This window comes from Micromonospora sp. NPDC047738, from assembly GCF_040642675.1.
GTDB lineage: Bacteria > Actinomycetota > Actinomycetes > Mycobacteriales > Micromonosporaceae > Micromonospora.
Map to the genome: position 1 here is coordinate 327,534 of NZ_JBEYSO010000001.1, position 25,836 is coordinate 353,369.

Consider the following 25,836-nt stretch of genomic DNA (forward strand, 5'->3'; position numbering starts at 1 on the left):
CAGCCGGCCGCCGGTTCGACCGAGGGGCGGAAAACCGAGCGGCGGCTCAGCCGAGCGGCAGCGGTGCGGCAACCGGCTCAGCCCAGCGGCAGCGGTGCGGCAACCGGCTCAGCCCAGCGGCAGCGGCGCCGCGACCGGCTCAGGCCAACCCGGACCGGCGCGGCCGCCAGCCGACCCCGAGCGCCGCGGCCGCCGGCTCACCCGACCGGGACCGGCGCGGCCGCCGGCTCGACCGGCCGGGTCCGCCCGGCCCAGGCCACCACCGGTGGCACCAGCATGCCGAGCAGCAGGAACAGGCCGCCGAGCAGCAACCAGCCCGGTACGCCCCAGCCGACGGCCAGGGTGGTCACCACCACCGGCGCCACCATCGAACCGAGCTGCATGCCCATCCCGTACGCACCCTGGTACTGGCCCTGCGCGTGCGGCGGGGCGAGGCCGAACGAGATGCCCCAGCCGGCCGCGGCGTGCCACAACTCGCCCACCACGTGCACCAACGCCCCGCCGAGCAGCAGCGGCACGGCGACCGCGGTGGGTACGCCGCCACTGGCCGCGAAGAGCGCGCAGGCGACCGCGATGACCGCGCCGGCGCGCCGGGCGGCCCGGCCGGCGCCGGCCAGCTCCTCGGTACCGCGCGAGGCGCGGACCTGGAAGAGCACCACGACCACGGTGTTGACCAGCAGGCATGCCGAGATGAGCCAGCGCGGGGCGGTGGTGTGCCCGGCGATCCACAGCGGCAGGGCGATGTTGATCAGGCCGAAGTGCATCGACATCAGCCCATCGAGCACGGTGAAGGCGAGGAACGGGCGGTCCCGCAGGGCGATCAGCCGTGGCCCGTGTGCCGGCGCCGGCACCGGCGGCACGGGTGGCAGCCGGAGCAGCACCGCGGCGGCCACCAGGTAGGTGGCGCAGTCGAGCAGGATCAGCGACACGTACGCGGTCCGGGTGTCGGCGGCCAGGGCGACGCCGGCCAGCACCGTGCCGACCGAGATCCCGACGTTGGTGACCGCGCGCAGGTAGGCCCGGGTGCGCACCCGCTGGTCCGGGGGCACCGCGCCGGCGATCAGCGCACCCCGGGCGCCCCGGGTGGCCGAGTCGGCGACCGCCATCAGCACCCCGACCACCAGGAAGCCGGCGAACGAGCGGACGGCCACCAGGGCGGCGGTGAATCCGGCGGAGGCGAGCAGCGCGGCGATCTGGAGGCCGCGCGGGCCGAGCCGGTCGGCCAGGTAGCCCATCGGGGTGCTGGCGACCAGGCTCACCAGCGCCGTGATGGTGAGGCCGACGCCGACCTGGGCCACCGTGAGCCCGACCGAGCGGGTCAGGAAGAGGGCGCTGGCGGTCAGCCAGGTGCCCCGGCCGACGGTGTTGACCAGCGTGGAGAGGGCGAGCGTCCGGGCCGGACCCGGTTCGGGAAGCAGGCGCACGTCGGGCAGCTTAACAAGACGTACGTACGGTTTTGCACTTCGCCATCAGAACGTCTTGTCGGCGATGCATTGCCGATATATCGTCAACGCATCAGTGATACGACGACAGAAGGAGAGCCCGATGGGTTTCCACCGACGGATGCACGCCATGCACGAGATGCGGATGCGCGGCTTCGGCTTCCCGCCCGTACCCCCGGGGCCGCCGTTCCCGCCCGGACCGCACGGCCACGGGCATGGCCGCGGCGGACGCGGCCGCGGACGGGGCCGCCGGCCCAACGTGCGCGGCGCCGTGCTGGCCCTGCTCACCGAGCGGCCGATGCACGGCTACGAGATGATCCAGGAGATCGACTCCCGGACCGGCGGCGCCTGGCGGCCCAGCCCCGGTTCGATCTACCCCACCCTGCAGCTGCTGGAGGACGAGGGTGTGATCACCGCCGCCGCCGACTCCGACGGCGGCCGGAAGCGGTTCGCCCTCACCGAGCAGGGGCGGGAGGAGGCGGCCACGGCGGCCCAGACCCCGCCCTGGGCGGAGTTCGCCGAGACGACCGTCAACAGCTGGCACGACATCCGCGACGCCGGCGCGCAGGCGATGCACGCGCTGCGCCAGGTGATGATGACCGGCACCGACGACCAGCGGGAACGCGCCGCGCAGGTGCTCGACGAGACCCGCCGCAAGCTGTACGCCATCCTCGCCGAATCCGAGTGAGCACGGCCGGCGCGCCGGCCGGGGTGGCCAGGACCCGACCACCCCGGCCGGCGCCGGCGTCCGGTCAGCCGCGCCGGCGCGCGGTGACCAGCAGGTACTCCCACCGCATCACCCCGGCCTCGAAGTGCCGCCGCGCCAGGTCGGCGAGGTCCTGATCCAGTGCGGCGACCCGGTCGGGGTCGCCGGCGATCGCCCGGTAGACCGCGATCGTCGGTCCGTAGTGGGCCTTGAAGAAGTCCCGGAACGCCTCCGGGCCGGCGAACCGGTCCACCGTGACCGCCTGACGGCGGGTGACGACGTCGGTGACCCGGTCCCCGAGCAGCGCGCGGACGTGGTCCTCGCTCCCCCACAGCGGCGGGGGCTGCGCGCCCGGCGGTGGCGGTGGGGCGTACGGCTTCATGGTGGCGAACATCTGCCCGATGAAGCCCTCGGGCGTCCAGTTGACCAGGCCGATCGTGCCACCCGGGCGACAGACCCGGACCAGTTCGTCGGCGCTGGCCTGGTGCCGGGGCGTGAACATCACGCCGACGCAGGACAGGACCCGGTCGAACTCGCCGTCGGCGTACGGGAGCGCCTCGGCGTCGGCCTGCTGCCAGGTCAGCTCGGCGCCGCGCGCCGCGGCGAGCGCCCGCCCGATCTCCAGCAGCTCCGGCGTCAGGTCACTGGCGACCACGTCGGCCCCGGCCAGGGCCGCCGGGATGGCCGCGTTGCCGGTCCCGGCGGCGACGTCCAGCACCCGGTCGCCGGGGCCGACGCCAGCCGCCTGGACCAGGGTCGCCCCCAGCTCCGGGATGACCTCCGCGGCGACGGTGGCGTAGCTGCCGAGCGCCCACATCTGGCGGTGCCCGGCCTTCACGGCCCGATCCCGCTCCATCGACTCGATCATCACTGCTCCCTCTGCCTCGTCCTTCACTACGGACGGTAGGCAGCGGGCGACCGGCAACCTAGTACGAGATGTGTACCGGTCCCGACAGGTTCCTGGTCGGGCCGGTGGCACCGGCGTAGCGTGCCGGCCATGGGGGCCTCCTACCACCAGTTCTGCCCCGTCGCGAAGGCCATGGAGCTGCTCGACGAGCGGTGGACGCTGCTCGTGATCCGGGAGCTCGTGAGCGGGTCCGAGCGGTTCAACGAGCTGCGCCGGGGCCTGCCCCGGATGTCGCCCAGCCTGCTGTCCCGGCGACTGCACCAGCTCGTCCGGGCCGGCGTCGTGGAGCGGCACGTCGAGGGCCCCGACGTGCGGTACGTCCCGACCCAGGCGGGGCGGGAGCTGCGGCCGGTGCTCGAGGCGCTCGGCGCGTGGGGCGTCCGCTGGATCGGTGAGCTGGGTGACGCGGACCTGGACCCGAAGCTGCTGCTGTGGGACATGCACCGCCACGTCGACCACGGCGCCGTCCCGGACGGGCGGACGGTCGTCCAGTTCCGCTTCCACGACGTGCCGGCCGACCTGCGGGACTGGTGGCTCGTCATCACCGCCGGGGAGGCCGACGTCTGCGACGTGGACCCGGGCCACGAGGTCTCCGTGACGGTGCGCGCGAGCCTGCGTGGCCTGGTGCAGGTCTGGCTCGGCGACCTGAGCTGGCCGGAGGCGCTGCGCGGCGGCGCGGTGCAGGTGGCCGGCCCGGAGGCGCTCCGCCGGGCCCTGCCCCGGTGGTTCACCCTCTCCGAGTTCGCCGCCGTGCCCAGGCCGACGGTGCGGGCCTGACCGCGGACCGGCCGGAACGACAGGTGCGGCCGCCCCCGGCGGGGACAGCCGCACCTGTCGTGGCGGATCCGCGCTCAGTGCACGGTGACGGTGGCTCCGGGAACCAGGTCGCGGAGCTCCTCGGGGATCTCGGCGCCCATCTCGGCGGCGAGCCGGAGCGCCTCCTCGATCAGGGTCTCCACGATCTGCCCCTCGGGGACGGTCTTGATGACCTGGCCCTTCACGAAGATCTGGCCCTTGCCGTTGCCGGAGGCGACGCCGAGGTCGGCCTCCCGGGCCTCGCCCGGGCCGTTCACCACGCAGCCCATGACGGCGACGCGCAGCGGCACCGGAAGCCCCTCCAGGCCGGCGGTGACCTCCTCGGCCAGCTTGTAGACGTCCACCTGGGCCCGGCCGCAGGACGGGCAGGAGACGATCTCCAGGCCCCGCTCGCGCAGGCCCAGCGACTCCAGGATCGCGGTGCCGACCTTGATCTCCTCGACCGGCGGGGCGGAGAGGGAGACCCGGATGGTGTCGCCGATCCCCTCGGCCAGCAGCGCACCGAAGGCGACCGCCGACTTGATGGTGCCCTGGAACGCCGGGCCGGCCTCGGTGACACCCAGGTGCAGCGGGTAGTCGCACTTCTCGGCGAGCTGCCGGTACGCGCGGATCATCACCACCGGGTCGTTGTGCTTGACCGAGATCTTGATGTCCCGGAAGCCGTGCTCCTCGAAGAGCGAGCACTCCCAGAGCGCCGACTCGACCAGCGCCTCGGCGGTGGCCTTGCCGTACTTGGCCAGCAGCCGCTTGTCCAGCGAGCCGGCGTTCACGCCGATCCGGATCGGCACGCCCGCGTCGCCGGCGGCCTTGGCGATCTCCTTGACCTTGTCGTCGAACTGCCGGATGTTGCCCGGGTTCACCCGGACCGCCGCGCAGCCCGCGTCGATCGCGGCGAACACGTACTTCGGCTGGAAGTGGATGTCGGCGATCACCGGGATCTGCGACTTCTTCGCGATCGCCGGCAGCGCCTCCACGTCGTCCTGTGAGGGCACGGCGACCCGGACGATCTGGCAGCCGGACGCGGTGAGCTCGGCGATCTGCTGCAGCGTCGCGTTGACGTCGGCGGTCAGGGTGGTGGTCATCGACTGCACCGAGACCGGCGCGCCCCCACCGACCGGCACCGAGCCGACCATGATCTGGCGGCTGGCCCGGCGCGGGGCGAGCGGCGGCGGCGGTACGGGCGGCATACCGAGACTGACAGCGGTCACTTCAGGCACTCACCTTGAGAAGAGCGTGATCGGGTTGATGACGTCCGCGGTGACGGTCAGCAGCGTGAACGCGCCACCGATGAGGATCACCGCGTACGTGATGGGCATGAGCTTGAGGTAGTCGACGCGACCCGGGTCCGGGCGGCGCAGGCGTGCGTAGAGCCAGGACCGGACCCGCTCGAACCAGGCGATCGCGATGTGCCCGCCGTCCAGCGGGAGCAGCGGCAGCAGGTTGAACACCCCGATGAAGAAGTTCAGCGAGACGAAGAGCATGAAGAACCCGTACCAGGCGTCGTTCGCCACGAACTCGCCACCGAGCCGGCTGGCGCCGACCACGCTGATCGGGGTGTCCATGTCCCGCTCGCCGCCGGTGATCGCGTTCCACAGGGCGGGCACCTTCTGCGGGATCCGCTGCATGGCGTGCGCGGTCTGCACGGCCATGGTGCCGGTGAAGTCGGCGGTGGCGCCGATCGCGGCGACCGGACCGTACTCGATCCGGGCCGGCGTGCTGGGCCGGAGCCCGACGCCGAGCGCGGCGACCGACGAGGCGGCACCCTTCGGGTCACCCAGCGGCGGGCGCTGCACGGCCGCGAGATCGACCGTGGCGCTGGCCGGCTGGCCGTCTCGGACGTAGTCGACGGTGGCCGTGCCCGGCTTGGTGGCGCGGACCACGTCGAGCATGTCGCCCCAGGTGGAGACCGGCTTGCCGTTGACCGCGGTGATCCGGTCGCCGTCCTTGAGCTGGGCCTTCGCGGCCGGGCTGGCCGGGTCGCCGGCCTGGCAGGCGCGGTTGGCGTTCTCCACCACCACGCACGGGGCCAGGGCGATGACCGCCGGCTCGGCCTTGAAGCCTGCCTCGGTCGTCGGGGCCTTGGGGTTGGGCAGACCGACAGAGATGGCCATGACCCAGAGCGCGCCCAGGGCCAGGGCGAAGTGGGTGATGGAGCCGGCGGACATCACGATCGTCCGCTTCCAGACCGGGTACCGCCACATGGCGCGCGGCTGGTCGGCCGGCTCGACGTCGTCGTCCTGCGGGGTCATCCCGACGATCTTGCAGAAGCCGCCGAGCGGGATGCCCTTGATGCCGTACTCGGTCTCGCCCCGCCGGAACGACCACAGCGTCGGGCCGAAGCCCACGAAGTATCGGGTGACCTTCATCCCGAACGCCTTGGCGGTGAGCATGTGCCCCGCCTCGTGCAGGCTCACCGAGACGAGGATGAACACGGCGAAGAGCACCACCCCGAGCAGGTTTGCCATCAAGCTCCTTCCACCGACCCGAAGATGATCTTCTGGGCGTACCCCCGTGCCCACGACTCGGCGGCGAGCACGTCCTCGACGGTACCCGGTTCGCCGAATTCCGGAGCGTCCTCCAGCACACGCTGGAGGGTGTCGACGATGCCGAGGAACGGCAGCCGCCCGGCGACGAACGCCGCCACGCACTCCTCGTTCGCCGCGTTGTAGATCGCCGGGCGGCAGCGCCCGGCCTCCCCGGCCGCCTTCGCCAGGGCTACCGCCGGGAAGGCGGCGTCGTCGAGCGGGAAGAACTCCCAGCTGTGCGCCCTGGTCCAGTCGACCGCGGCGGCGGCCTCGGGCACCCGGTCGGGCCAGCCGAGGCCGAGCGCGATGGGCAGCCGCATGTCCGGCGGGCTGGCCTGGGCGAGGGTGGAGCCGTCGGTGAACTCGACCATCGAGTGGATCACCGACTGGGGGTGGACCATCACCTCGATGTCGGCGTACGGCACGTCGAACAGCTCGTGCGCCTCGATCACCTCAAGGGCCTTGTTGACCATGGTGGCGGAGTTGATGGTGACCACCGGGCCCATGTTCCAGGTCGGGTGGGCCAGGGCCTGCTCCGGCGTGACCTCGGTGAGCTCGTCCCGCCGCCGGCCCCGGAACGGCCCGCCGCTGGCGGTCACCACGAGCCGGCGCACCTCAGCCCGGGTGCCGCCGCGCAGGCACTGCGCCAGCGCCGAATGCTCCGAGTCCACCGGGACGATCTGCCCCGGCCGCCGCACCGCGGCCTTCACCAGGGGGCCGCCGGCCACCAGCGACTCCTTGTTGGCCAGCGCGAGGGTACGCCCGGCGCGCAGCGCGGCCAGGGTCGGCGCCAGCCCGAGCGAGCCGACCACCCCGTTGAGCACCACGTCGCACGGCCACCCGGCCAGCTCGGTCATCGCGTCCGGCCCGGCCACGATCTTGGGCAGCTTGAAGTCGCCGGTGGCCCAGCCACGCCGGCTCGCCTCTGAATAGAAGGCGAGCTGCAGGTCCTGGGCGGCGGAGGCCTTCGCCACACCGACCACCTCGACGCCCAGCTCCAGGGCCTGCGCGGCGAGCAGGTCCACGTTGCCACCACCGGCGCCGAGCGCCACCACCCGGAACCGGTCCGGGTTACGTCGAATGATGTCGATGGCCTGGGTACCGATCGAGCCGGTCGAGCCGAGCAGGACAAGTTCGCGGAGAGAACTCACCCGCCCATTCTTCCCCAGCGCCGCTGAGCGTCCGCTGGGAGCCTCAGTTTGTGTCGTCCGATCCCTCGACCGGGGATTCATCGCCGCCCTCGACCAGGGACTCGTCGTCGTCCTCGATCGGCGCCTCCTCGTCGAGGAGGTCGGCCGGATCGACGGAGAACTCGAACGGCTGCTTCATGACAAAGGTGCTGCCGGCCGCGGCGGCGGCGAGCGGGCGGTACTCCCCGTCGATCAGCTCGTAGAGCGCCATCGCGGGAACCCGGTTACGCAGATCGACCCGGAGGAAGAAGGGCACACCGGCGGCGGCGTACTCCCTGGGTCGGTCGATCACGTCCTTGCGCCGGTTGCCCGGCGACACGATCTCACCGAGCAGCACCGCCTGTCGGATGTCGACGGCGGATCGGCCGCCTCCGGAGGTCCGGAGCACCGCGATGTCCGGGATGAACAGGTCCTTGCCCGAGACCAGGTTGATCTCGGGATACACCCAGAGCCCGGCTCGACGGGCGGCCCGGTGCAGCAGGTAGGGCAGCTCCCGCTCGACCGACTGATGGTCGATTCCCGCATGTGGTGTCACGATCACGCTTCCGCTCAGGACCTCGACCTTGGGGCCGTTGGTCTCCGGCAACAGCTCAAGAGCGAGCTGGGCGGTCCACGGCTCGTCGTGCCAGCGCAGCACGTCGAACGACGGCTCACCGTGCTGCGGCGCCGGCTCGGGCACGAAAGCGGCCTGGGCCAATGGACTCACCCCCTCAGCGGACATCGTGCTACCGACCACCCTAGTCGCGCTGCCCCCAACCAGGCCGGATCGCACAGCTTGTGCGTCTGACCGGTGAAGCGGAGGATTCGACACCCGCTCGGGCAGGTCGTTTCGCCCAGGCCGGTGACAGGACAGGCAGGATTCAGTAATCCATCCGTCCCGTCACCGACGGTCAGCCCACTTCGGGCGCGAGGACCAGTTGATTCGCCACCAGCGAGATTTCTCCGTGGGCGGCCATCCGGTAGGCCGCCTCGCCGGCCCGGAATCTCCGCTCCGAACCATCCTCGCCCCGTAGGTCACCGGACACCCGCATCAGCTTGTTCGTCGTCGCGCCTTCCAACACCCGCCAGAGCGCTCGCACAAACTCGGCGACCGCCTTGTCAGACGGGTCGTACACGACGGCCCAGTGCCCGGCCTCCAGGGCGTCACCGACCCGATCACACCGATACCACAGGATCTTCGCGCTGATGTCCGGCGCGTCGATCTTGCCATTCTGACGACGTACGCCTGTAAGAGTGTCCGCGAGCTCGGAGTTCCAGATTCCGATCATTGGTCCGCAGTCCAGGGGCGATCGACGGACCGGCGGCGATTCGACATCCTCCCACCGCCAGTCATCGACCAGCCTCACCGCCGGGAAGCGCTCTGCCACCCTGGCGGCAATCGTCACCTCGTCCTCTGGCGTGAGGAAGAACCGAGTGTGCTTCTTTCGTCGATTCGCCATGTCAAGCCTTCGGATACATGATCACGAGGCCCTTTCCCCATCGAGCGATGTCCAGTGCGGCCTCCAACTCCCCAGGGATGGCCGCTCCGTTCTTGTAGGTGGTGACGGTCTGAATGTAAATCATGGTCTTGGTCTGGACGTGTCGGAAGATCAGATCGGGTCGCCGCACCTCGCCGTTCGGCCCGGTCACAGTCACCTCGCCCTTGGTGCCACCAGCAACGTGCTCCCAGTCCGGATTCGCGTCCATGAACTGCTCTTGGAGGTCGACGTTCTGGGCCTCGGTCGAGGGCTTGCCTCGGCCGCCCCATGGATTGTTCGGAACACGCTCCGGGCCGCCATCGGCGCATGTGCAGTTCTGTGAGTGCGGACGACCATTGGTCTCACGCGATCCGCCGCAGTTGTGCACGAGGAGCTGCATGTCTGCAGCCGCCACATAGTACGTGTGAAGGTTGCCGATGGTGAGGTTGTGGACAGTCGCCTGCGGAGTAGTCCAACGTTCGACAGCCGTAATCTGGACGCGGGTGCCGGCGCTGGTCCGCAACCACTGGCCGGACTGCAGGTCGGTAGCGTCAATCCATTCACCAAGTTCCGGAGCCCAGAACGGGTGGCCGTCCGTCGCGGTGACCTCCGCAGCGTCCGTGCCCTGCACGCCATCCGTGTCGATGGTGACCTTCACGAGATGCTTGACACCGTCACCCTTGATCACGGCGGTGACCGTCTCCACCCGCGTCTCGCCCGTCTCCGGATCGGTGGCCTTGACCTTGTCTCCCGGCCTCACGTCCTCGATCGGCTTCGCCGAGCCATCGGCCATCAGGACCTTGGTGCCCGGCACGAAACTGTTGCCGTCGGTCCGGCAGGACCCGCCCGCCCGGCCGGAGCCGCCGCTGCCGCTTGAGCCGCCGTTGCTGCGCGCCGTAGCACCCGCGGAACCACCAGGCTTCGACCCGCCGCCGGACTTCCCACCGCCGCCGGATCCAGCGGATGAACCCTTCGGGTTGGACTTGGCCTGGGCCTGTTTCTGGACCGGGTTGCCGGTCTTCTTCGTATTGTTGATGGCCTTGTTGGTGGTCGTATTGACCTTGTCGGCGGCCTTCTTCTGCGCCGCCTGGGCGGCCTTCTTCGCCCGCTCGATGGCCAACTTCTTGGCGTTCAGCGCCGCCTGCTCCGCCGCCCGGGCGGCCGCCAGCACCGCCTCGGCCGCGCGCTTGGCCGCCTTCCACGCCTGGATCGCGGCGATCGTCCGGTCGATGGCCCGGATCACGGCCGGGATCTTGCCGATCTTGCCCCACGGGATCGCCCCGATGATGAGGCTGCCGCACGCCCACATGTCGCCGCCGAAGCAGTTGATGGCGTCGTTGATGCCGATGAAATCCTTCAGCATGTACCAGGCCGACTCGAGGATCACCGACATGAGCGAGCGGTTCATGTTCGACTGCGCCTGGGCCACCTGCGCGGCCGACAGGCCCGCGCCCGCCAGCGCCGCCGCCATCTCGCTGGCCGTCAGCGCCACCGAAAGTCCGCTCGCGTCCGAGAGCGTCACCGGGTTGTTGTGCGCGTACGCGTACCCGTTGCTCTGCTCCGGGTCCGTCACGTCCAGCACCGGGTCCGCTGAGAGGAACCGGCCGACCGCCGGGTCGTACATGCGCGCACCCAGCGGGGTGTAACCAGAGGCATCGTCGCGGACCGCACCGAGGAACCCTTGGTTGGTCTGAATATTCACACCGATAGGCGCGGCGGCGCGCTGGTTGCCGAACGGGTCCTGCTTTCGGACCCGGACGGGCATGGCCCCCGACAGGCCGACCTCCGCGTACGGAGTGCCCTGGTGGTCACCGGCGAGGGCCACCAGCGCGGAGCCGGCAACGGCGTGGTTGGCGTACCGCACCACAGCGCCGCCGGGGGCGGCATACGAGCGGTGGGTGCTGACATGCACCCCGCCCTTCTGGACGCTGACCTGAGCCTCGCCCAGATTCAACGTGGCCTGCCTCCCCTGGATCGTCAGGAGGCGGTTTCCGCCAGGCCCGTAGATGTGGCGTGTCTCGTCCTGCGCCTCCCACTGCTGGGCGACAGCGGCGCTATCACAGGTTGCCAGAACGATGGCGGAACCGTCGGCCGTGGCGGCATCCTTGACGGCGACGCACAGACCGGAGGCGGTGTGCTTGAGTTGCCCCACCGAGGTGCGTTCCAGCCGCTGGCCATCGGAACCGTCACACCTCTGAATCCCTAGGCCTGATCCAGCGGCGTTAGCCGCGGGCTGGACACACCAGTTGTCATACACGGAGAGCGTGCCCAGGTTGGCGTTGCCCTGGCTCGGGACGGGGGTGAAGGTCCACTTCTGAGCGGGTGAGTCGTTGCACGGGTACAGCTGGAGCGGCTGACCAGGCGTCGCCAGGCCCTTGCTCAGGTCCAGGCACTTGTTCGCGAGGCCGACGTACGCGGTCCTGCCTTTGGCGCCCTGGCCGGCGATCCGCTCCACCTGGCCGTCGTACGTCCAGGACAGCGTCTGCTCGTCGCCGTTCTCGATGGACTTGACGGACTTGGTCTCGCCGGTCAGCTCGTAGAGCCGTTCCGCCTCGGCGGTGACCTGTGCGCCCGCCGGGGTTACGTAGTTCTTCGTCACCTTGGTGAGGGTGCGCGGCTGGCTGCCGTCGGCCTTGCCGTAGGCGTAGGTGGTGGTGGCGTCCTTGGCCGCGTTACCGGTGAGGTCCTTTTCCACCAGCTTGGTGCGGTTGCCGAGCAGGTCGTACTCGTACTCCTGCCAGTAGCCGGAGCCGTCGGTGCCGGCCGCCACGTTGAGGGTGCCGTCGGTCTTGACCGGGCCCGGGTTGCACAGCGCCTGGTCCTTGGCCGTCCACGCGGTCTTCAGCCGGCCGAGCGAGTACTGGAAGCACTGCCGCTCCTCGATGCCGGTCGCGCGCTCGCGAATGGCGAGAACGTTGCCCGCGTCGTCGTACCAGTAGGAGCGGTGCGAGACCAGGTTGCCACCGACGACGCCCTTGTCGGTCGTCTGCTCGCGATAGACCTGCTGGTCGGTGAGGGCACCGCTGGCGTCGTCGTACGTCGCCGTCGTCCAGACCCGGTACGGCTGGGCGCCCAGGGTGGACCGGAGCACCTGGCCGTACGGCGAGTAGACCGTCTCCGACCCGTACCAGTCCTTGCCGGACACCGAGAGCGGCAGGCCGTCCTTGGTGTAGCGGACGAGGACCTTTTCCGAGGGCAGATTCCCGATCCCCGGCAACGTCGCCGACTCGGTCAGGCCGGTGTCGGTGTACGTGTAGTCGTAGGTGTACGAGGTCTTCAGGCCCCACGTGTCGGCGATCGCCTGCGGCAGGGTGAGCGTCGTGGACGTCGGCTGGTAGTCGGTGGTGTAGCCGCCGATCGACTGCTTGTACGGCAGGCCGTCGGTGTAGCGGGTTGCGGTCGCCGGCAGGCCCTTGCCACCGGAGACGGTGTCGTAGGTGAACTCGGCCAGCAGTGCGCCGTTGCTGTCACCGAGGCGCTGCTGCGTCGGTCGGGACAGCTCGTCGTAGCCGTTCCAGACGGTGATGTTGCGGGCGTTGGTGGCGGTGAGCTGCCGGTCCCGGTGGTCATAGGTGAACCGGCTGGTGCCGGCGTCCGGGTCGCTGGTCTCCACCAGCCGGCCGCGCTGGTCGTAGCTCCAGGTCCACGAGTGGGTCGGGTCGGGGTCGGCCGAGTGGGTGACCTTCGCCAGTTGGCCGCGCGCGTCGTACTCGTACCGCATGGAGGTGAACGTGGTGCGGCCGGCGTTGGTGAACGTGTCCACCCGGGTGGTCCGGCCCAGCGCGTCGGTGAACAGCCGGTAGGAGGTCGCACCCGACGGGTTGATGACCGTCGAGTGGTCGGCACCGTAGGTGTAGCTGGTGGCCCGCTCCGGCGCGGCCACGTCCTTGAAGACCGGCAGTTCCTGGGTGACCCGGCCGAGGCCGTCGTAGGTGTAGCGCGTCGCGTTCGGGATCGCGGTGCCGGCGAGCGGCGTGAAGAGGGTGCCGACCGGCCCGCCGGCGGCGTAGTAGGCGTTGTTGGTCTGCCACACCTCACCGGAGCTGTTGTACAGCGTGTCGGTGATCAGCCGGCCGCCGCCGGTCGCCTCCTCCTGCGACTGCCGCTCGCGGCCGAGACCGTCGTAGAGGGTGACCGAGGTCTGGATCTTGTCATCGTGGCCACGGCTGAAGGTCGTGATGTACGGCGGCTTGCCGACCGGAGTGGCGTACTCGGCCTTGAAGTCCGGGACGGACGCGGGCGACGGGGTGCGACCCGGTCCCCAGGCCTCGACGAGGCGGCCCAGCGGGTCGTACTTCGCCTCGCTGACCCGGCCGTTGAGGTCTGTGGTCTTGACCGTGACGGCTCGGCCCGGATCGAGTTCCTGGACCTGCTTGTGCCCGAGCGAGTTCTCCTCGGTGACCGTGAAGGCCTGACCGGTGGACGGGCTGTAGGTGATCCTGGAGGTCTTACCGTCGGGGTCGGTCTTCGACAGGACGCGGCCGATGGCGTCGAAGCTGCTGGTCCCGTTGGACTGGAAGCCCGAACCGTCGCCCTTCAGCGACCAGGTCTGGGTGGCGAGCCCGCGGGTCGTGCTGCCGAGCGCGAGGCCGTACGCCTGGCCGTCGTAGGCGACCTGGCCGGCGCTACTCAGCGTCTTCAGGTCGTCGAAGGTGGCCGCGGCGCAGGTGGTCGGGCTGGTCCGCGTTTGCTTGGTCAGGCCGATGACGTTCTTGTCGGTCTGGTGCAGGTACTCCACGAACGTGCAGGACTCGTCACCCGTCTTGCCCGTGTCACCGAGGGACTCGATGTACGTGGGCAGGCCGTGCGTCGTCTCGAAGGTCGTCTTCGTCTCGACCACCCGCTCGGTGCGGGTGTCGTCGCCGGTGCCCGACGACTTGGTGTACGACACCTGCCGCGGCTCGGTGACCCGCCACGCCTCCAACGGGCTCAGCCCGTCGTCCCGCGTACGGGAGGCCAGCAGCTGGGCGGCGGGGTACGTGACGCTGCGGGTCAACCAGTTGGTGTCGGCGTCGCCGGCGCTGCTGTACGTCAGTTCCTCGGCGACCCGACCGGCGAAGGGCTCCAGGTCCTTGGCGATCTCGGCGCCGGTGATGTCCCGCATCGACACGGTGTCGCCCATGCCGCGGAAGTAGCGGGTGACGGACTTCGTCCGCTTGCTGCCGATCGCCGGTTCGTCAGCGCCGGTGAGGACCGTGGTCTGCTCGAACCCGGCGAACTGGGAGTAGGTGCGGGTGGACTTCTTGGTGAACTCCTGCTCGGCAAGCTTCCAGCCGGGGTTGGCGTAGTCGTACCGGGTGATGGTGGTGGTGCTGTAGGCGCTGTCCACGTTGGGCAGTTCCTCAACGCTGTCCACCACGTACTTGTGGAACCAGTCGATGTCCTCGACGGCAGGGTCCGGGTGCCAGAAGGACGGGTAGCAGAGCCGATTGTTGGCCTTCAGCGCCGCCGTGTCGCTCTTGCCGGGCAGGCCGGTGCCGGTCGCACAGTCACCGGCGGGCTGCTTGTAGGTGACGACGGTCTCGCCGCCGTACTCGTTGATGACCCGGGCGATGCGGAGCCGGGAGAAGCCGGGGCGGTTGTCCTTCTTGACGCGGTTCGGCATGTCCTCGGCGTTGGACTCGAACCGCACCGCGTTGAGCTTGATGCTCGCGTCGGTGGTGCCGTTACGGCCGTACCCGGTACGGGTGATCGACTCCAGCCACAGCGCGGTGTTCGGGCCGGTCTTGAGGATCGGGAAGGACTGCTTGAGCTGGTACTCGTCGACCACCTGGCGGGCGGTGGTGTCCGTCCGCCGCTGCGCCGACGTGCTGATCATGTCCAGGCGCTTACGGGTGAAGAAGGACGGCGACGCGTTCCAGCACTTCACACCCGCGGAGCAGCGCAGGTCCGCCGGCGTGTCGTACCAGATCCGGTACTTGCTGGGGTTCTTGTCCGCGAAGTTGGCGTCGCTGCAGGTGAGGGTGCCCTCGTCAAAGCACCGTTCGGCCACGATGAACCGCACCCGGGCCGGGGCCTCGGCCGAAAAGATGGTGTCCCGGCGCTGCCCGTAGTCGATGCGGGTCAGGTAGCCGCCCCGGTCGTACACGACCGGAGCCTTGAAGTTGAAGTTCTGGGCGTAGTAGTTCGTCTCCTTCGCCCACCACAGGCTCATGGCGTTGCCGTGGACGTCCTCGATGTAGTCGAGAGACCACCGCCAGGCCTGGGTGCAGGCGGACGCCTTCCACGCGTCGACCCCGCCCGCCTTGTAGCAGGTTTCCGCCGGTTCGCCGTCGCTCAGGTGGTTGCCGTAGACCGGCACGGTGAGCACGGAGTTGGTCTCCGCCTTACCCGCGGTCCAGCCCGGCAGGCGGTTGAGGCCGAAGTGGTACCTGGTGCCGTCACGGGTCGTGACGACCCAGTACTCGCCGTCGTTGTCGCCGTTGGCCAGGCCGGTGTCCTTGCGCAACTCGACCTTGGAGCCGTCGCCGTTGGCGGTGAACCAGGCGTTCTTGCCCGCGTCCCAGACCAACTCGGTGGTCATGCCGGCCAGCGACAGGGTGGCGTTCTTGGACCCCCAGCACAGGTCGCTGGTCTTGTGGTCCTTGTTGTTCGCCCCGGCCTTCTTCGAGTCCTCCCGGCAACTGGCGTAACTGCGGGTGATCGCCCCGGCGCTGTAGTCCCATCCGTCACCGATCCACGACGCCTGGTTGTTTGTCGCCGAGGTCCGTCCATCCACCGTCTGTGACGAGTAGGACAGCGCCACCTTTGGCATCAGCCCACCGGCGGTTTCCGGCACCTGCACCTGGTACGAGTAGGTGAACGCACCGGACGAGGCACCAGCGGCCCAGGAGCCCGACGACAGCAACGGAGTCGCCGTATAGTCGCCGGCCGCCGAAGCGCCCGTGTCCAGCACGCCGACCACGTTCGACCCGGTCGACTCGGCGACCGACGCACCGCGACTCGCCGGCTGCTCGCCGAGCAGCTCGCCCACCGGGATGTTGCTGGTCATGACCCGACGCACCGACTCGTCGCCGTCGGCCGTCAGGCGAGCGGGCGCCGCAGCCCCGGGCACCAACTCCACCTCGCTGGACAGCCGCTGAGCCGACAACGTGCCGGTGTCCGGGGCGCAGTCGCCGGCGTCCGGAGAGTCGTACACACAGGCCGGCAGCAGTACCGCACCGAACCGGTCGGCCGCCTGCGGGCCGTACAGGTCCGCGAACGGCGTGTAGTCCACCGCGAGCGCGACCTCGGCCGCCGGGTCTGCGGTCGCCGGCGGCGTGATCTTCATGATCAGACCCGACACGCTCGCGTCCTGCGACGCCTCCGGCGCCGCCAGGTCCACGGTCCAGGCGCCGGCCAACGCGGCCGGGTCACCACCGGACGGCACACCCAGCGCGACTGGCAGATCATCCACCGGCACCGTCGCGCCCGGCTCCACACCGGTCAGATCCACCACACCGGAGTCCTGCGCCCAGGGGGTGACGGCGACCGGCGCGTACGGCTCCACCGGCACCTCGGGCGCGGTGACCAGGTTCTTCTCGGCCTGGTCGTCCTCATCGGCCCGCTCGGTCTGCGGGATGTCCGGCAGGTCGACGTTCATCTCCTCGCGCGCCATACCGGCACCGGGCACCGCCCACGCCTCGGCGGGCAGCATCGTCGCGACCAAGGTCGTGGACAGCGCCAACACCATCGCCGCACGAGCCCGACCCCATCGGGGCTGACCTGGCCTCGTCGGGGTCCCCCGGCGCCACGGCCGGGACAGCAAACCGATACCTCGCACGCGTCGACTCCCACCCAGCGTGAAGACAAAGAAGGGCGCGGCAAACCGCGAAAGCACGCGCCGGACCGACGCGTGCGTGAGCACTGTCCGGCAGGAGAGTCAGTTGCTCAACATCACGAAGAGTGAAATCAAGGAGGTCGATGTGATCCGCGTCACGCCATCTTTGCGCCAAGAGAGCCTCGGATCGCAAGAGTCGGCACCAGAGGTGCAGATCCGCACATCCACTCCCGTTTGGACCCACCAAACCCAGACACAAGATCCGATTACGGTGCGCGTCAGGGCGATCACTGAAACGGAGATAACGGATTCATAACATCGACGGATGCATCGGATTCGGCGGCGATGTGCGATCGTGTGGCCGCAATCTGCCCCTTCGGCCCCGCCGACCGGGGCCGTTTGTGCATTCCTTCCCTATCCGTCTGGCCCCACGGGAGTGCGACCCGCCGTGACCGCGCCTCGCCTGCTCAGACCCTTCGTGCGCACGCGCACCAGGCTGACCCTCACCCTGGGCCTCGTGCTGGCCCCCCTTGTCGTCGCCCTAGCGCCCTGGTGGCCCGGGCCCGACGACGTGGGCATCCGCGCCGAAGCGGCACCCCCGGCACCTCGCGACGAGGTGACCGCCATAGTGGACGCGCGTCTCACCGGCAAGGAGGTGCTCGTCGACACGGCCACCACGGCCAACTCACGGACCTGGGCGCTTCCCGACGGCCAGCTGCGCAGCGAGTTCCACGCCACGCCGCAGCGGGCGAAGAACACCACCGGGCAGTGGGTGGACCTCGACAACACCCTGGCCCGTACCGGGAAGAGCCCCGGCGGCCTCGACATCCGGCCGGTCAACGCCCCCACCCCGGTGCGCTTCTCCACCGGCGGCGCGGCCGCACCGGCGGACGCGGCCGGAACAGTGTTGGCCGAGCTGGACGTGGAGGGCCACACCGTCGCATACACCTGGCCCGGCAAGCTGCCGGAGCCGGTGCTCGACGGTGCACGCGCCCTCTACCCCGAGGTGCGCTCCGGGGTCGACCTGCTCGTCGTCGCCCGCGACACGGGCGGCTTCGCCCAACTGCTGATCGTCAAGAACCGCGAGGCCGCCAAGGCCGTCAGCTCCGTCAGCTACGGGCTGCGTTCGAAGACCCTGGTCTTCCGCCACGACCCCGACACCGGCGGCGTGCGGGCCCTGGAGAAGGCCAGCGGCAAGGAGATCAGCTCGATCCCCACCCCGTTCGCCTGGGACTCCGCCGGTCGGGACCCGGAGGCCGGCCCCGGCGCCACCCCCCGTACCGCGGTGGACACCACCGCCGACGTGCTGAAGCTCTCCGGCCTCAGCGGCGCCGAGCCCGGCGCCAAGCGGGCACCGATCCCCACCCGCCTCGACCGGGACGGCACCGGCGACGTCCGGCTGCACCTGGACGCCGCCGCGACCGGGCTCTTCACCGACCAAGACGTGCTCTTCCCCGTCTTCCTCGACCCGACCCTCAACAGCGGCCAGTCGGCCTGGGCGACGGTCTACTCGCAGCACCCCACCACCAACACCTGGAACGGCACCAACTTCAACACGGGAACCACGGACGCCCGGGTCGGCTACGAGCAGACGACGCCGCTGCGGACCCGCTCCTTCTGGCGGATGGGCTACAGCAGCAGCCTGAAGGGCGCGAAGGCCAGCTCGGCCACCTTCAAGGTCCTGAACAACCACTCCTGGAACTGCACGGCCCGGGAGATGCAGCTCTGGCTCACCGGCGCGATCTCCTCCAGCACCACCTGGAACGCGCAGCCGAGCTGGACGACGCTGCAGCAGAAACTGTCCTTCGCCCACGGCTACGGCAGCAGCTGCGCCGACGACTACGTGAGCTTCGACGTGACGAACGCGGCCCAACAGGGCTTCAACAGCGGCTGGTCGACACTCACGCTCGGCATGCGCGCCACGAGCGAGTCCGACACGCTGACCTGGCGCAAGTTCAGTGCCAAGTCCGCCTCGCTCTCCGTCACCTACAACCGGAAGCCCAACGTGCCGACAAACGGCAAGACGACGCCCGGCGGCGACTGTGTGCCCGGCCCAGGTGCGGGTCGTGCGGTTGCCAAGGCAAACATCAGCCTGTACGCGAAGGCCACCGATCCCGACGGCAACCTGAAGAGCCTGCGCTTCCGCTTCTGGCAGGCCGGCGGGACGGTGCCCGCCGGCACCCTGGTCACGCCCAACAGCAGCGGCGAGGCCAGCCTGTTGATCCCCTCCACCAGCCTGGTGGACAAAGTCACCTACTCATGGGACGTACGCGCCGAGGACACGTCGGGAGAGGTGTCCGCGTACTACCCCGGGGCCCAGCCCTGCCAGATCACCATCGACGCCACCAAACCTCCGGCCCCGGAAGTCACCAGCGCGGTGTTCAAGGAGGCCACCCCCGACGGGGCCACCTGGGCGACCGTGAAGTTCGGCCAGACCGGTGCCGTCACGTTCACCGCCGCCAGCGCGGCCAAGTTCACCTACTCCATTGAGGGCGTCGGCTGGAAGGAAGTCCTTGCCTCCAACGGCACCGCCACCGTGCCCGACCTGAAGCCACGGCACGCCGGTCCCACCGTGCTGCAGGTGTACGCCTACGACGCGGTCGGCAACCAGAGCGACCGTACCGACTACAGCTTCTACGTGCCGCCCCGCGATGCGGCCGACGGGCCGGGCGACACGGGCGGCGACGGGATCCCCGACCTGCTCCTCGTGAACTCGTCGGGCAAGCTCCGAAACTACGCCGGCGACGAGGGCGGCGAGTTGAACGCGTGGCTCATTGGCTCGTACACCAACGACAGCAAGCTCGACCCACCTGGTCACTGGTTCGACTCGGCCACCGGCAAGGCCGCCCTGATCACGAAGTACGCCGACGCGTACCCGGGTGACGGCTCGACCGACCTGTTCGCCCGCACCCCGGACGGCAAGTTCTGGCTCTACCCCGGCGACGGCTACGGCAGCTTCAACGTGGACAAGCGGCTGCGGATCCTGCTGCCGGCCAACGCGCCCGACCCGGCCACCTGGACCCAGATCAAGGCGGTCGGTGACATCACCGGCGACAAGCACCCCGACCTGGTCCTCCGGGCCGGGACCGCGTTCTGGACGCTGAGCGGCTACACCGGTGCCAGCTTCCAGGAGGCGACCCTGATGGAGGGCGTTTCCTGGGCCCGCCGGGAGATCGTCAACGTGGCGGACATCGACCTGGACGGCACACCGGATCTGCTCTGGCGTGACCTGGACAACGGCTACATGTACATCCGGCACGGCAAGCCGGGCTCGGTCGCGGGCAGCGTGGATCTGAATTCGATCAAGCTGGGCGCCAACTCCCGCAGCGGGGACGTCAACTACGGGAACTCCTGGACGGACACCAACATCACCGCCGTCATCGGCATCCCGGACGTCAACGGAGACCGGGTGCCCGACCTCTGGGCCCGCTTCGGGTCGGACGGGCAGGTGCGGGTCTACTACCCGTCCACCACCAACACCAACGGCCCAGTGAAGATCGTGCTGGCAAGTGACTGGAGCAGCGTCAAAACCTTCGGCTGAGCCCCGTACGACAGCGGGCCTGAGCAGTCACCTGCTCAGGCCCGCTGTCACGTCGATGACGCCGTGCCGCCGGGCGGCCTGCGCCAGGAAGCTGGTCAGGCCGGCCGGGACAGCACGAAGGTCTCCAGGTCGACGCCGCCGTACCAGTCGGTGCGGATGCCGAGGTAGGTCATGCCGAGCCGCCGGGCCACCGCCATCGACGGCTCGTTGCCCGCCATCACCACCGCGTAGACCTGCCGGGTGCCGGTGGCGAACTCGCGGTCCAGCACGGCCCGGGCCGCCTCGGTGGCGTAGCCGTGGCCCTGCGAGTCGGGGTGCAGGTGCCAGCCGACCTCGATGTCGTCGGTCGGCGTGACCCCGTCCCGCCCGGGCAGCGGCTTCAAAAGGACGCTGCCGGCCGCCCGGCCCGCGTCGCGCGGCTCGATCGCCCAGAGGCCCCACCGGCCGGCGTACGGGTCGTACCGGTCCCGCCAGGCGCGTACCCGCTCCGCCGCCTCGGCCGGGTCGGTCATCCGCCCCTTGCCCCCGCCCAGCCAGCGCATCACCTCGTCCCGCGAGTAGATGTCGTAGATCCGGGCCAGGTCGTCGGGCGCGTCGGTCCAGTCGCGGACCACCAGCCGCTCGGTCGAGGCGATCATCACGAGGCATCGTAGCCCGTCCCCCACCCCCGCCAGGCCCTCGCGAGTTGACCAAGAAGTTTGCGTCGCGTGAGAAGCATTCACCGACGCAAACTTCTTGATCAACGAGAGGGCCGGTCGGACGCGCGCGGGTCAGGGGACTGGGACGGGAGGGGCCGGCTCGGACTCGCGGATGCCGTAGCGGCGGTGGACGCGGGCCAGCGGGCCGGGGGCCCACCAGTTCCAGCGGCCGAGCAGGCGCATGGTCGCCGGCACCAGCAGGGCCCGGACCAGGGTCGCGTCGACCACGATCGCGACGATCATGCCGACCCCGATGAGCTTGATGTATGACATGCCGCCGGTGGTGAAGCCGGCCACCACGATGATCAGCAGCAGCGCGGCGGCGGTGATGATCCGCCCGGTGCGCTGGAGGCCGCCGGCCACCGCGGCGGTGTTGTCGCCGGTGCGGTCCCACTCCTCCCGGACCCGGGACAGTAGGAACACCTCGTAGTCGGTGGCCAGCCCGAAGAGCACCGCGAGCATGAGGATCGGGTTGCTCGGCTCGATGAAGCCGGTCGGGGTGAAGCCGAGCAGGCCGGCCAGGTGGCCGTCCTGGAAGATCCAGACCACCACGCCGAACGACGCGCCGATCGAGAGCAGGTTCATCAGCACCGCCTTGACCGGCAGCACCACCGAGCCGAAGGCGAGGAAGAGCAGCACCAGCGTGGCGGCGGCCATCAGCAGTGCCATCCAGGGCAGCCGGTCACCGAGGCTGTCCAGCAGGTCCCGGTCGGCGCCGGGCCGCCCACCGACCAGCACCTCGGCCCCGGCCGGGCCGGGCAGGTCGCGCAGGTCGCGGACCACCCGCTGCGCGGTGTCGCCGGTCGGTTCGCCGGGGTAACTCACCGAGAGCAGCGTGCTCTCCCCACGCTGGGCGGCGACCTGCACCCCGGTCACCCCCGGCACCGCCGCGATCCGGTCGGCGAAGCCGCGCCCCACCTCGGCCGGCGCCCCGGAGACCAGCAGGTCGATCGGGGCGACCTGGCCGCCGGGGAACTCGGCGGCGATCCGTTCGGAGACCACCCGGGGCGCGGCGTCCGCCGGCAGCACCCGCTCGTCGAAGCCGCCGAAGGTGATCCGCAGGAACGGCGTGGCCAGCACGACGAGCACCAGCGCGACCCCGACCAGGTAACGCACCGGGCGGCGCATCACGCTCCGCGCGATCCGGGCCCAGGCGCCGCCCGCGCCGGCCTCCGCCGGCCCGGCCCGCCGCGCCCCGCGCCACCTCGGCAGGGGTACGCGCACCGCGTCGATCCGGTGGCCGAGCACCGCGAGCAGGGCCGGCAGCACGGTCAACGCGGCCAGCATGGCGACCAGGACGGCGGCCACGCCACCGAGCCCCATCGAGCGGAGGAAGGCCTGCGGGAAGATCAGCAGGCTGGCCAGGGCCAGGGCGACGGTCAGCCCGGAGACCAGCACGGTCCGGCCGGCGGTGGCCATGGTGCGGCGGATCGCCTCGCCGGTGTCGTGCCCGGCGGCGAGTTCCTCGCGGAACCGGCTGACCACGAAGAGGGCGTAGTCGACGGCCATGCCGAGGCCGATCAACGTGATGATGTTGATCGCGAAGATCGACACGTCGGTGAACAGGTTCACCAGGCGTACCGCGACGAAGGCGCCCAGGATGGCGAGCCCGCCGATGAGCAGCGGAGTGGTGGCGGCGACCAGTCCGCCGAAGATCAGCACGAGGAGCACCAGCAGCACCGGCAGGGACAGCGTCTCGGCGCGGGTGATGTCCTCGGTGGTCTGCGTGTTGGCGTAGTGCTGGAAGGCGACCGCGCCGCCGACCTCGGTGCGCAGCCCGGGGGCGTCCAGCGCGGGGCGCAGCGCCTCGAACTGCGCGGCCCGCGCGTCGTCGTCCGCGCCGGTGAGGCGGACGAGGGCGTAGGTGGCCCGCCGGTCGGTGGCGACCAGCGCCGGGGCCGGGCTGTCGTACCAGGTGGTCACGCTGGCCACCGCGGACCGCCCGCGCAGCCCGGCCACCGTGGCGGTGACCGGATCGCGGAACGCCGGCTGGTCGACCGTGGCGGTGTCGCTGGACCAGAGCACGACCACGTCGGCGCCCTGCCGGCCCAGTTCGCTGGTGATCCGCGCGGCGGTGCGGCTGGTCTCGCTGGCCGGGTCCTCGAACCCACCCCCGGTCAGCTCGCCGAAGACCCCGGCGCCCCAGGTGGACCCGAGCACCACGAGTGCCACGGCGGCGGCCAGCACCGCCCACCGGGCGCGTACCACCACTCGCCCCCACCAGGCGAACATCGCCTTCCCCCTCACCGACCGTTAAGGTCGTATCCGGTAAGCATGAATCATTTGAGTGAACGGCGTTTACTATGTCAACGGCGTTCGCTTCGGTCAAGGGGGTCGACGGATGACCGCACCCACCCGGCGGGAACGCCTGCGTACGGCGACCCTGTCCGAGATCAAGGACGGGGCCCGGCGGCTGCTGGTGACCGGCGGGATCGAGGCGGTCTCGCTGCGGGCGATCGCCCGGGACATGGGCATGACCGCCCCGGCGATCTACCGGTACTTCCCCAGCCTGGAGGCGCTGGTCGCCGGGCTCGCCGGCGACCTCTACGACGAGCTGCGCCAGGAGGTCGAGGCGGCCCGGGACGCGTCCGGCCCGGACCCGGCCGGCCAGCTCCTTGAGATGTGCCGGGCGCTGCGACGGTGGGCCGTCGGCCATCCCGCCGAGTTCACCCTGATCTTCGGCAACCCGGTCCCCGGGGTGATCGAGTTCGCCGACCAGTGCGACAACCCCGACCACCCTGGGGCGCGCCTCGGGGCGGTCTTCCTCACCCCGTTCGTCGAACTCACCCGCGGCAGCCGGCTGCCGACCCCACCGGCGGAGCTGCTCCAGGAACGGCTCGGTGGGCACCTCGCCCCGCTGGCGACCAGCCACGGCCCGCTGCCGATCGAGATCGCGTACGCCTTCCTCTCCGCCTGGACCCGCCTCTACGGCCTGGTCGCCATGGAGGTCTTCGGCCACCTCGGCTGGGCGGTCGACGAGCCGGAGGCGCTCTTCGAGACCGAGCTGATCAGCCAGCTCCTCCAGTTCCGCCCAGCCGAACCCGGCGACACCCTCCCCGAGGGAGGCGCGCGCCACTAGGCTGCCCGGACATGAGCGAGCGCAGCGAGCGAATCATCCGGCACAGTGCAATGGAGCCTCAGGCGATCGCCGAGCGAAGCGAGGTGGCCGCATGAGCGAGCAACTGGGTGAGCTGCCGTCCCGCGCCGACGTCGTCGTGGTCGGCTCCGGGCACAACGGTCTGGTCTCGGCGATCCTGCTGGCCCGCGCCGGCCTCGACGTGCTGGTGCTGGAGGCGGCCGAGGTGATCGGCGGGGCGACCCGGACCGAGAGCCCGTTCCCGAAGGTGCCCGGCCTGCGCCACTCCACCGGCTCCTACCTGCTCGGGTTGATGCCGCCGGAGCTGCTCGCCACGCTCGACGTGAGCATCCCGGTGCTGCGCCGCGACCCGCACTACTTCCTGCCCACCCCGGGCGGGCTCGGCGCGCCGTACCTGCTCTTCGGCAGCGACGCCGCGGCGAGCCGGCAGCAGCTCGCGGAGATGTTCTCCCCCGCCGACGCGGCCGCCGACGACGCGCTCCAGGCCGAGCTGGCCCAGCTCCGCGAGGACCTGGCGCCGGCCTGGCTGGCCGAGCCGCTGCCGGTGGCGGAGACCGCCGAGCGGTACGTCCGCCCGGCGCTCCGGCAGGTCTTCGCGGACCTGGTCCGCGGCTCGGTCGCCGACTACCTGGCCCGCTTCGACTTCCGCTCCGAGCTGCTGGTCAGCATGTACGCGGTCACCGACGGCCTCTCCGGCCTCAACGCCGGGCCGGACGACCCTGGCACCGGGCACAACTTCCTGGTGCACAACATGTGCCGGCTGCCCGGCTCGGGCGGCACCTGGATGATCGCCCAGGGCGGCATGGGCACGGTCTCCCGGACCTTCGCCGAGGCCGCCCGCGTCGCCGGCGCTCGCATCCTGACCGGTACGCCGGTCACCGGGATCACCCTGGCTGGCGGCGCGGCGTCCGGTGTGGTGCTCGCCGACGGGCGGGAGGTGGCCGCCTCGGTGGTGCTCGGGGCCTGTGACCCGTACCGGTTGATGGAGCTGCTGCCCGACGGCGCGCTCCCGGCGCCGCTGGCCGAGCGAATGGCGGCGGTCCGCCGTCCCGGCACCACGCTCAAGCTCAACCTGGCGCTGCGCGGCCTGCCCCGGTTCTCCTGCCTGCCGGCGGACGCGCCCAGCCCGTTCGGCTCCACCATCCACCTGCTGCCCGGCTCGTCGTCGCTGGTCGGGCAGGGCGGCGAGTCGCCGATGGCCGCGCTGCGCGCCATGTGGGCGGACGTGCAGGCCGGGCGGCTGCCGGAGGAGCCGACCATCGAGTGGTACCTGCACACCACGGTCGACCCGTCGCTGGCCGACGACGCCGGGCACCACTCCTCGGCGCTGTTCGTGCAGTCGGTCCCGTACGAGCTTTCCGGCACCACCTGGGACGAGGCGCTGCCCGGCTACGTCGACAAGCTGGTGGCGATCTGCGAGCGGTACGCCTCCGGCACCGGCGACCTGATCGCCGATGCGGTGCCGCTGCCCCCGCCCGGCATCGAGGCGCACTTCGGCATCACCGGCGGCCACATCCACCACGTCGACAACACCGTCTCGTTCACCGACCGGATGCCGTACGCCACCGGCGTCGACGGGGTGTACGCGGGCAGCGCCGGCTGCCACCCGGCCGGCAGCGTGATCGGCGCGGCCGGCCACAACGCCGCCCAGCGCATCCTCGCCGACCTCGGCCGCTGAGGCGAGCAGGGGCCTTCCAC

16 protein-coding genes are annotated in these 25,836 nt (G+C 70.8%); 6 read left to right on the top strand and 10 right to left on the bottom strand.

Features of this window, described 5'->3' with window-relative positions:
• Positions 1 to 197 precede the first annotated feature (197 nt).
• Positions 198 to 1,424 (bottom strand): MFS transporter, encoded by a 1,227-nt coding sequence (locus ABZ783_RS01520; RefSeq protein WP_357433625.1) that lies wholly within the window; start codon positions 1,422 to 1,424, stop codon positions 198 to 200.
• A 121-nt stretch (positions 1,425 to 1,545) separates the two neighbouring features.
• Between ABZ783_RS01520 and ABZ783_RS01525 the strand changes: the two genes are divergently transcribed.
• The gene (locus ABZ783_RS01525) at positions 1,546 to 2,130 is read left to right on the top strand and encodes a PadR family transcriptional regulator (RefSeq protein WP_073832556.1); all 585 of its coding nucleotides are present in this window, start codon (positions 1,546 to 1,548) and stop codon (positions 2,128 to 2,130) included.
• Positions 2,131 to 2,194: 64 nt separating this feature from the next.
• Here the strand turns inward: ABZ783_RS01525 and ABZ783_RS01530 are convergent, their stop codons facing one another.
• Positions 2,195 to 3,016: a class I SAM-dependent methyltransferase gene (locus ABZ783_RS01530; protein WP_357433628.1), complete on the bottom strand. Its 822-nt coding sequence runs from the start codon at positions 3,014 to 3,016 to the stop codon at positions 2,195 to 2,197.
• A 129-nt stretch (positions 3,017 to 3,145) separates the two neighbouring features.
• Here ABZ783_RS01530 and ABZ783_RS01535 point away from each other — a divergent pair, with 129 nt between their 5' ends.
• A complete protein-coding gene (locus tag ABZ783_RS01535) occupies positions 3,146 to 3,832 on the top strand; it encodes a helix-turn-helix domain-containing protein (RefSeq protein ID WP_073832712.1) in 687 nt (228 codons plus the stop codon).
• Positions 3,833 to 3,906: 74 nt separating this feature from the next.
• On the opposite strand, the gene ispG is transcribed toward ABZ783_RS01535, so the two are convergent.
• The 6 genes from ispG to ABZ783_RS01565 all read right to left on the bottom strand — a co-directional run bounded on the left by ispG (position 3,907) and on the right by ABZ783_RS01565 (position 16,805).
• Positions 3,907 to 5,079 carry a flavodoxin-dependent (E)-4-hydroxy-3-methylbut-2-enyl-diphosphate synthase gene (gene ispG, locus ABZ783_RS01540; protein ID WP_357433630.1) on the bottom strand — a complete coding sequence of 391 codons (1,173 nt, stop codon included), beginning with the start codon at positions 5,077 to 5,079 and terminating at the stop codon, positions 3,907 to 3,909.
• 9 nt (positions 5,080 to 5,088) lie between these two features.
• The gene (locus ABZ783_RS01545) at positions 5,089 to 6,336 is read right to left on the bottom strand and encodes a site-2 protease family protein (RefSeq protein WP_357433632.1); all 1,248 of its coding nucleotides are present in this window, start codon (positions 6,334 to 6,336) and stop codon (positions 5,089 to 5,091) included.
• Complete coding sequence (gene dxr / locus ABZ783_RS01550; protein ID WP_357433634.1) at positions 6,336 to 7,547, bottom strand: 1-deoxy-D-xylulose-5-phosphate reductoisomerase; 1,212 nt, start codon at positions 7,545 to 7,547, stop codon at positions 6,336 to 6,338. The genes ABZ783_RS01545 and dxr overlap by 1 nt, the downstream gene beginning before the upstream one ends.
• Positions 7,548 to 7,590: 43 nt before the next feature.
• Positions 7,591 to 8,283 (bottom strand): Uma2 family endonuclease, encoded by a 693-nt coding sequence (locus tag ABZ783_RS01555; RefSeq protein WP_357433636.1) that lies wholly within the window; start codon positions 8,281 to 8,283, stop codon positions 7,591 to 7,593.
• Positions 8,284 to 8,476: 193 nt separating this feature from the next.
• Positions 8,477 to 9,025 carry a hypothetical protein gene (locus ABZ783_RS01560; protein ID WP_357433638.1) on the bottom strand — a complete coding sequence of 183 codons (549 nt, stop codon included), beginning with the start codon at positions 9,023 to 9,025 and terminating at the stop codon, positions 8,477 to 8,479.
• A 1-nt stretch (position 9,026) separates the two neighbouring features.
• Positions 9,027 to 16,805, bottom strand: coding sequence for a ricin-type beta-trefoil lectin domain protein (locus ABZ783_RS01565; protein ID WP_357433640.1), 7,779 nt, complete (start codon positions 16,803 to 16,805; stop codon positions 9,027 to 9,029).
• A 19-nt stretch (positions 16,806 to 16,824) separates the two neighbouring features.
• Between ABZ783_RS01565 and ABZ783_RS01570 the strand changes: the two genes are divergently transcribed.
• Both ABZ783_RS01570 and ABZ783_RS01575 read left to right on the top strand, forming a co-directional pair.
• The gene (locus ABZ783_RS01570) at positions 16,825 to 17,118 is read left to right on the top strand and encodes a hypothetical protein (RefSeq protein WP_357433642.1); all 294 of its coding nucleotides are present in this window, start codon (positions 16,825 to 16,827) and stop codon (positions 17,116 to 17,118) included.
• A gap of 132 nt (positions 17,119 to 17,250) precedes the next feature.
• On the top strand, positions 17,251 to 20,343 hold the full coding sequence (locus ABZ783_RS01575) for a hypothetical protein (RefSeq protein WP_357433644.1): 3,093 nt from the start codon (positions 17,251 to 17,253) through the stop codon (positions 20,341 to 20,343).
• 95 nt (positions 20,344 to 20,438) lie between these two features.
• Here ABZ783_RS01575 and ABZ783_RS01580 read toward each other — a convergent pair whose 3' ends face one another.
• Together ABZ783_RS01580 and ABZ783_RS01585 are read right to left on the bottom strand one after the other, a co-directional pair.
• Positions 20,439 to 20,984 carry a GNAT family N-acetyltransferase gene (locus tag ABZ783_RS01580; RefSeq protein WP_357433646.1) on the bottom strand — a complete coding sequence of 182 codons (546 nt, stop codon included), beginning with the start codon at positions 20,982 to 20,984 and terminating at the stop codon, positions 20,439 to 20,441.
• A gap of 129 nt (positions 20,985 to 21,113) precedes the next feature.
• On the bottom strand, positions 21,114 to 23,288 hold the full coding sequence (locus ABZ783_RS01585) for an MMPL family transporter (RefSeq protein ID WP_357433648.1): 2,175 nt from the start codon (positions 23,286 to 23,288) through the stop codon (positions 21,114 to 21,116).
• A 94-nt stretch (positions 23,289 to 23,382) separates the two neighbouring features.
• Here ABZ783_RS01585 and ABZ783_RS01590 point away from each other — a divergent pair, with 94 nt between their 5' ends.
• Together ABZ783_RS01590 and ABZ783_RS01595 are read left to right on the top strand one after the other, a co-directional pair.
• Positions 23,383 to 24,120, top strand: a complete 738-nt coding sequence (locus tag ABZ783_RS01590; RefSeq protein WP_357433650.1) for a TetR/AcrR family transcriptional regulator — start codon at positions 23,383 to 23,385, stop codon at positions 24,118 to 24,120.
• A 91-nt stretch (positions 24,121 to 24,211) separates the two neighbouring features.
• Entirely contained in the window at positions 24,212 to 25,816 is a 1,605-nt protein-coding gene (locus tag ABZ783_RS01595) for an NAD(P)/FAD-dependent oxidoreductase (RefSeq protein WP_357433652.1), read from the top strand.
• Positions 25,817 to 25,836 lie beyond the last annotated feature (20 nt).

What these genes read in the sequence shown, in the direction of transcription:
- ABZ783_RS01525 (WP_073832556.1), top strand. Translation starts at nt 1,546, where the DNA reads ATGGGTTTCCACCGACGGATGCACGCCATGCACGAGATGCGGATGCGC.
- ABZ783_RS01595 (WP_357433652.1), top strand. Translation starts at nt 24,212, where the DNA reads ATGAGCGAGCAACTGGGTGAGCTGCCGTCCCGCGCCGACGTCGTCGTG.
- ABZ783_RS01535 (WP_073832712.1), top strand. Translation starts at nt 3,146, where the DNA reads ATGGGGGCCTCCTACCACCAGTTCTGCCCCGTCGCGAAGGCCATGGAG.
- ABZ783_RS01530 (WP_357433628.1), bottom strand. Translation starts at nt 3,016, where the DNA reads ATGATCGAGTCGATGGAGCGGGATCGGGCCGTGAAGGCCGGGCACCGC.
- ABZ783_RS01545 (WP_357433632.1), bottom strand. Translation starts at nt 6,336, where the DNA reads ATGGCAAACCTGCTCGGGGTGGTGCTCTTCGCCGTGTTCATCCTCGTC.
- ABZ783_RS01590 (WP_357433650.1), top strand. Translation starts at nt 23,383, where the DNA reads ATGACCGCACCCACCCGGCGGGAACGCCTGCGTACGGCGACCCTGTCC.
- ABZ783_RS01560 (WP_357433638.1), bottom strand. Translation starts at nt 9,025, where the DNA reads ATGGCGAATCGACGAAAGAAGCACACTCGGTTCTTCCTCACGCCAGAG.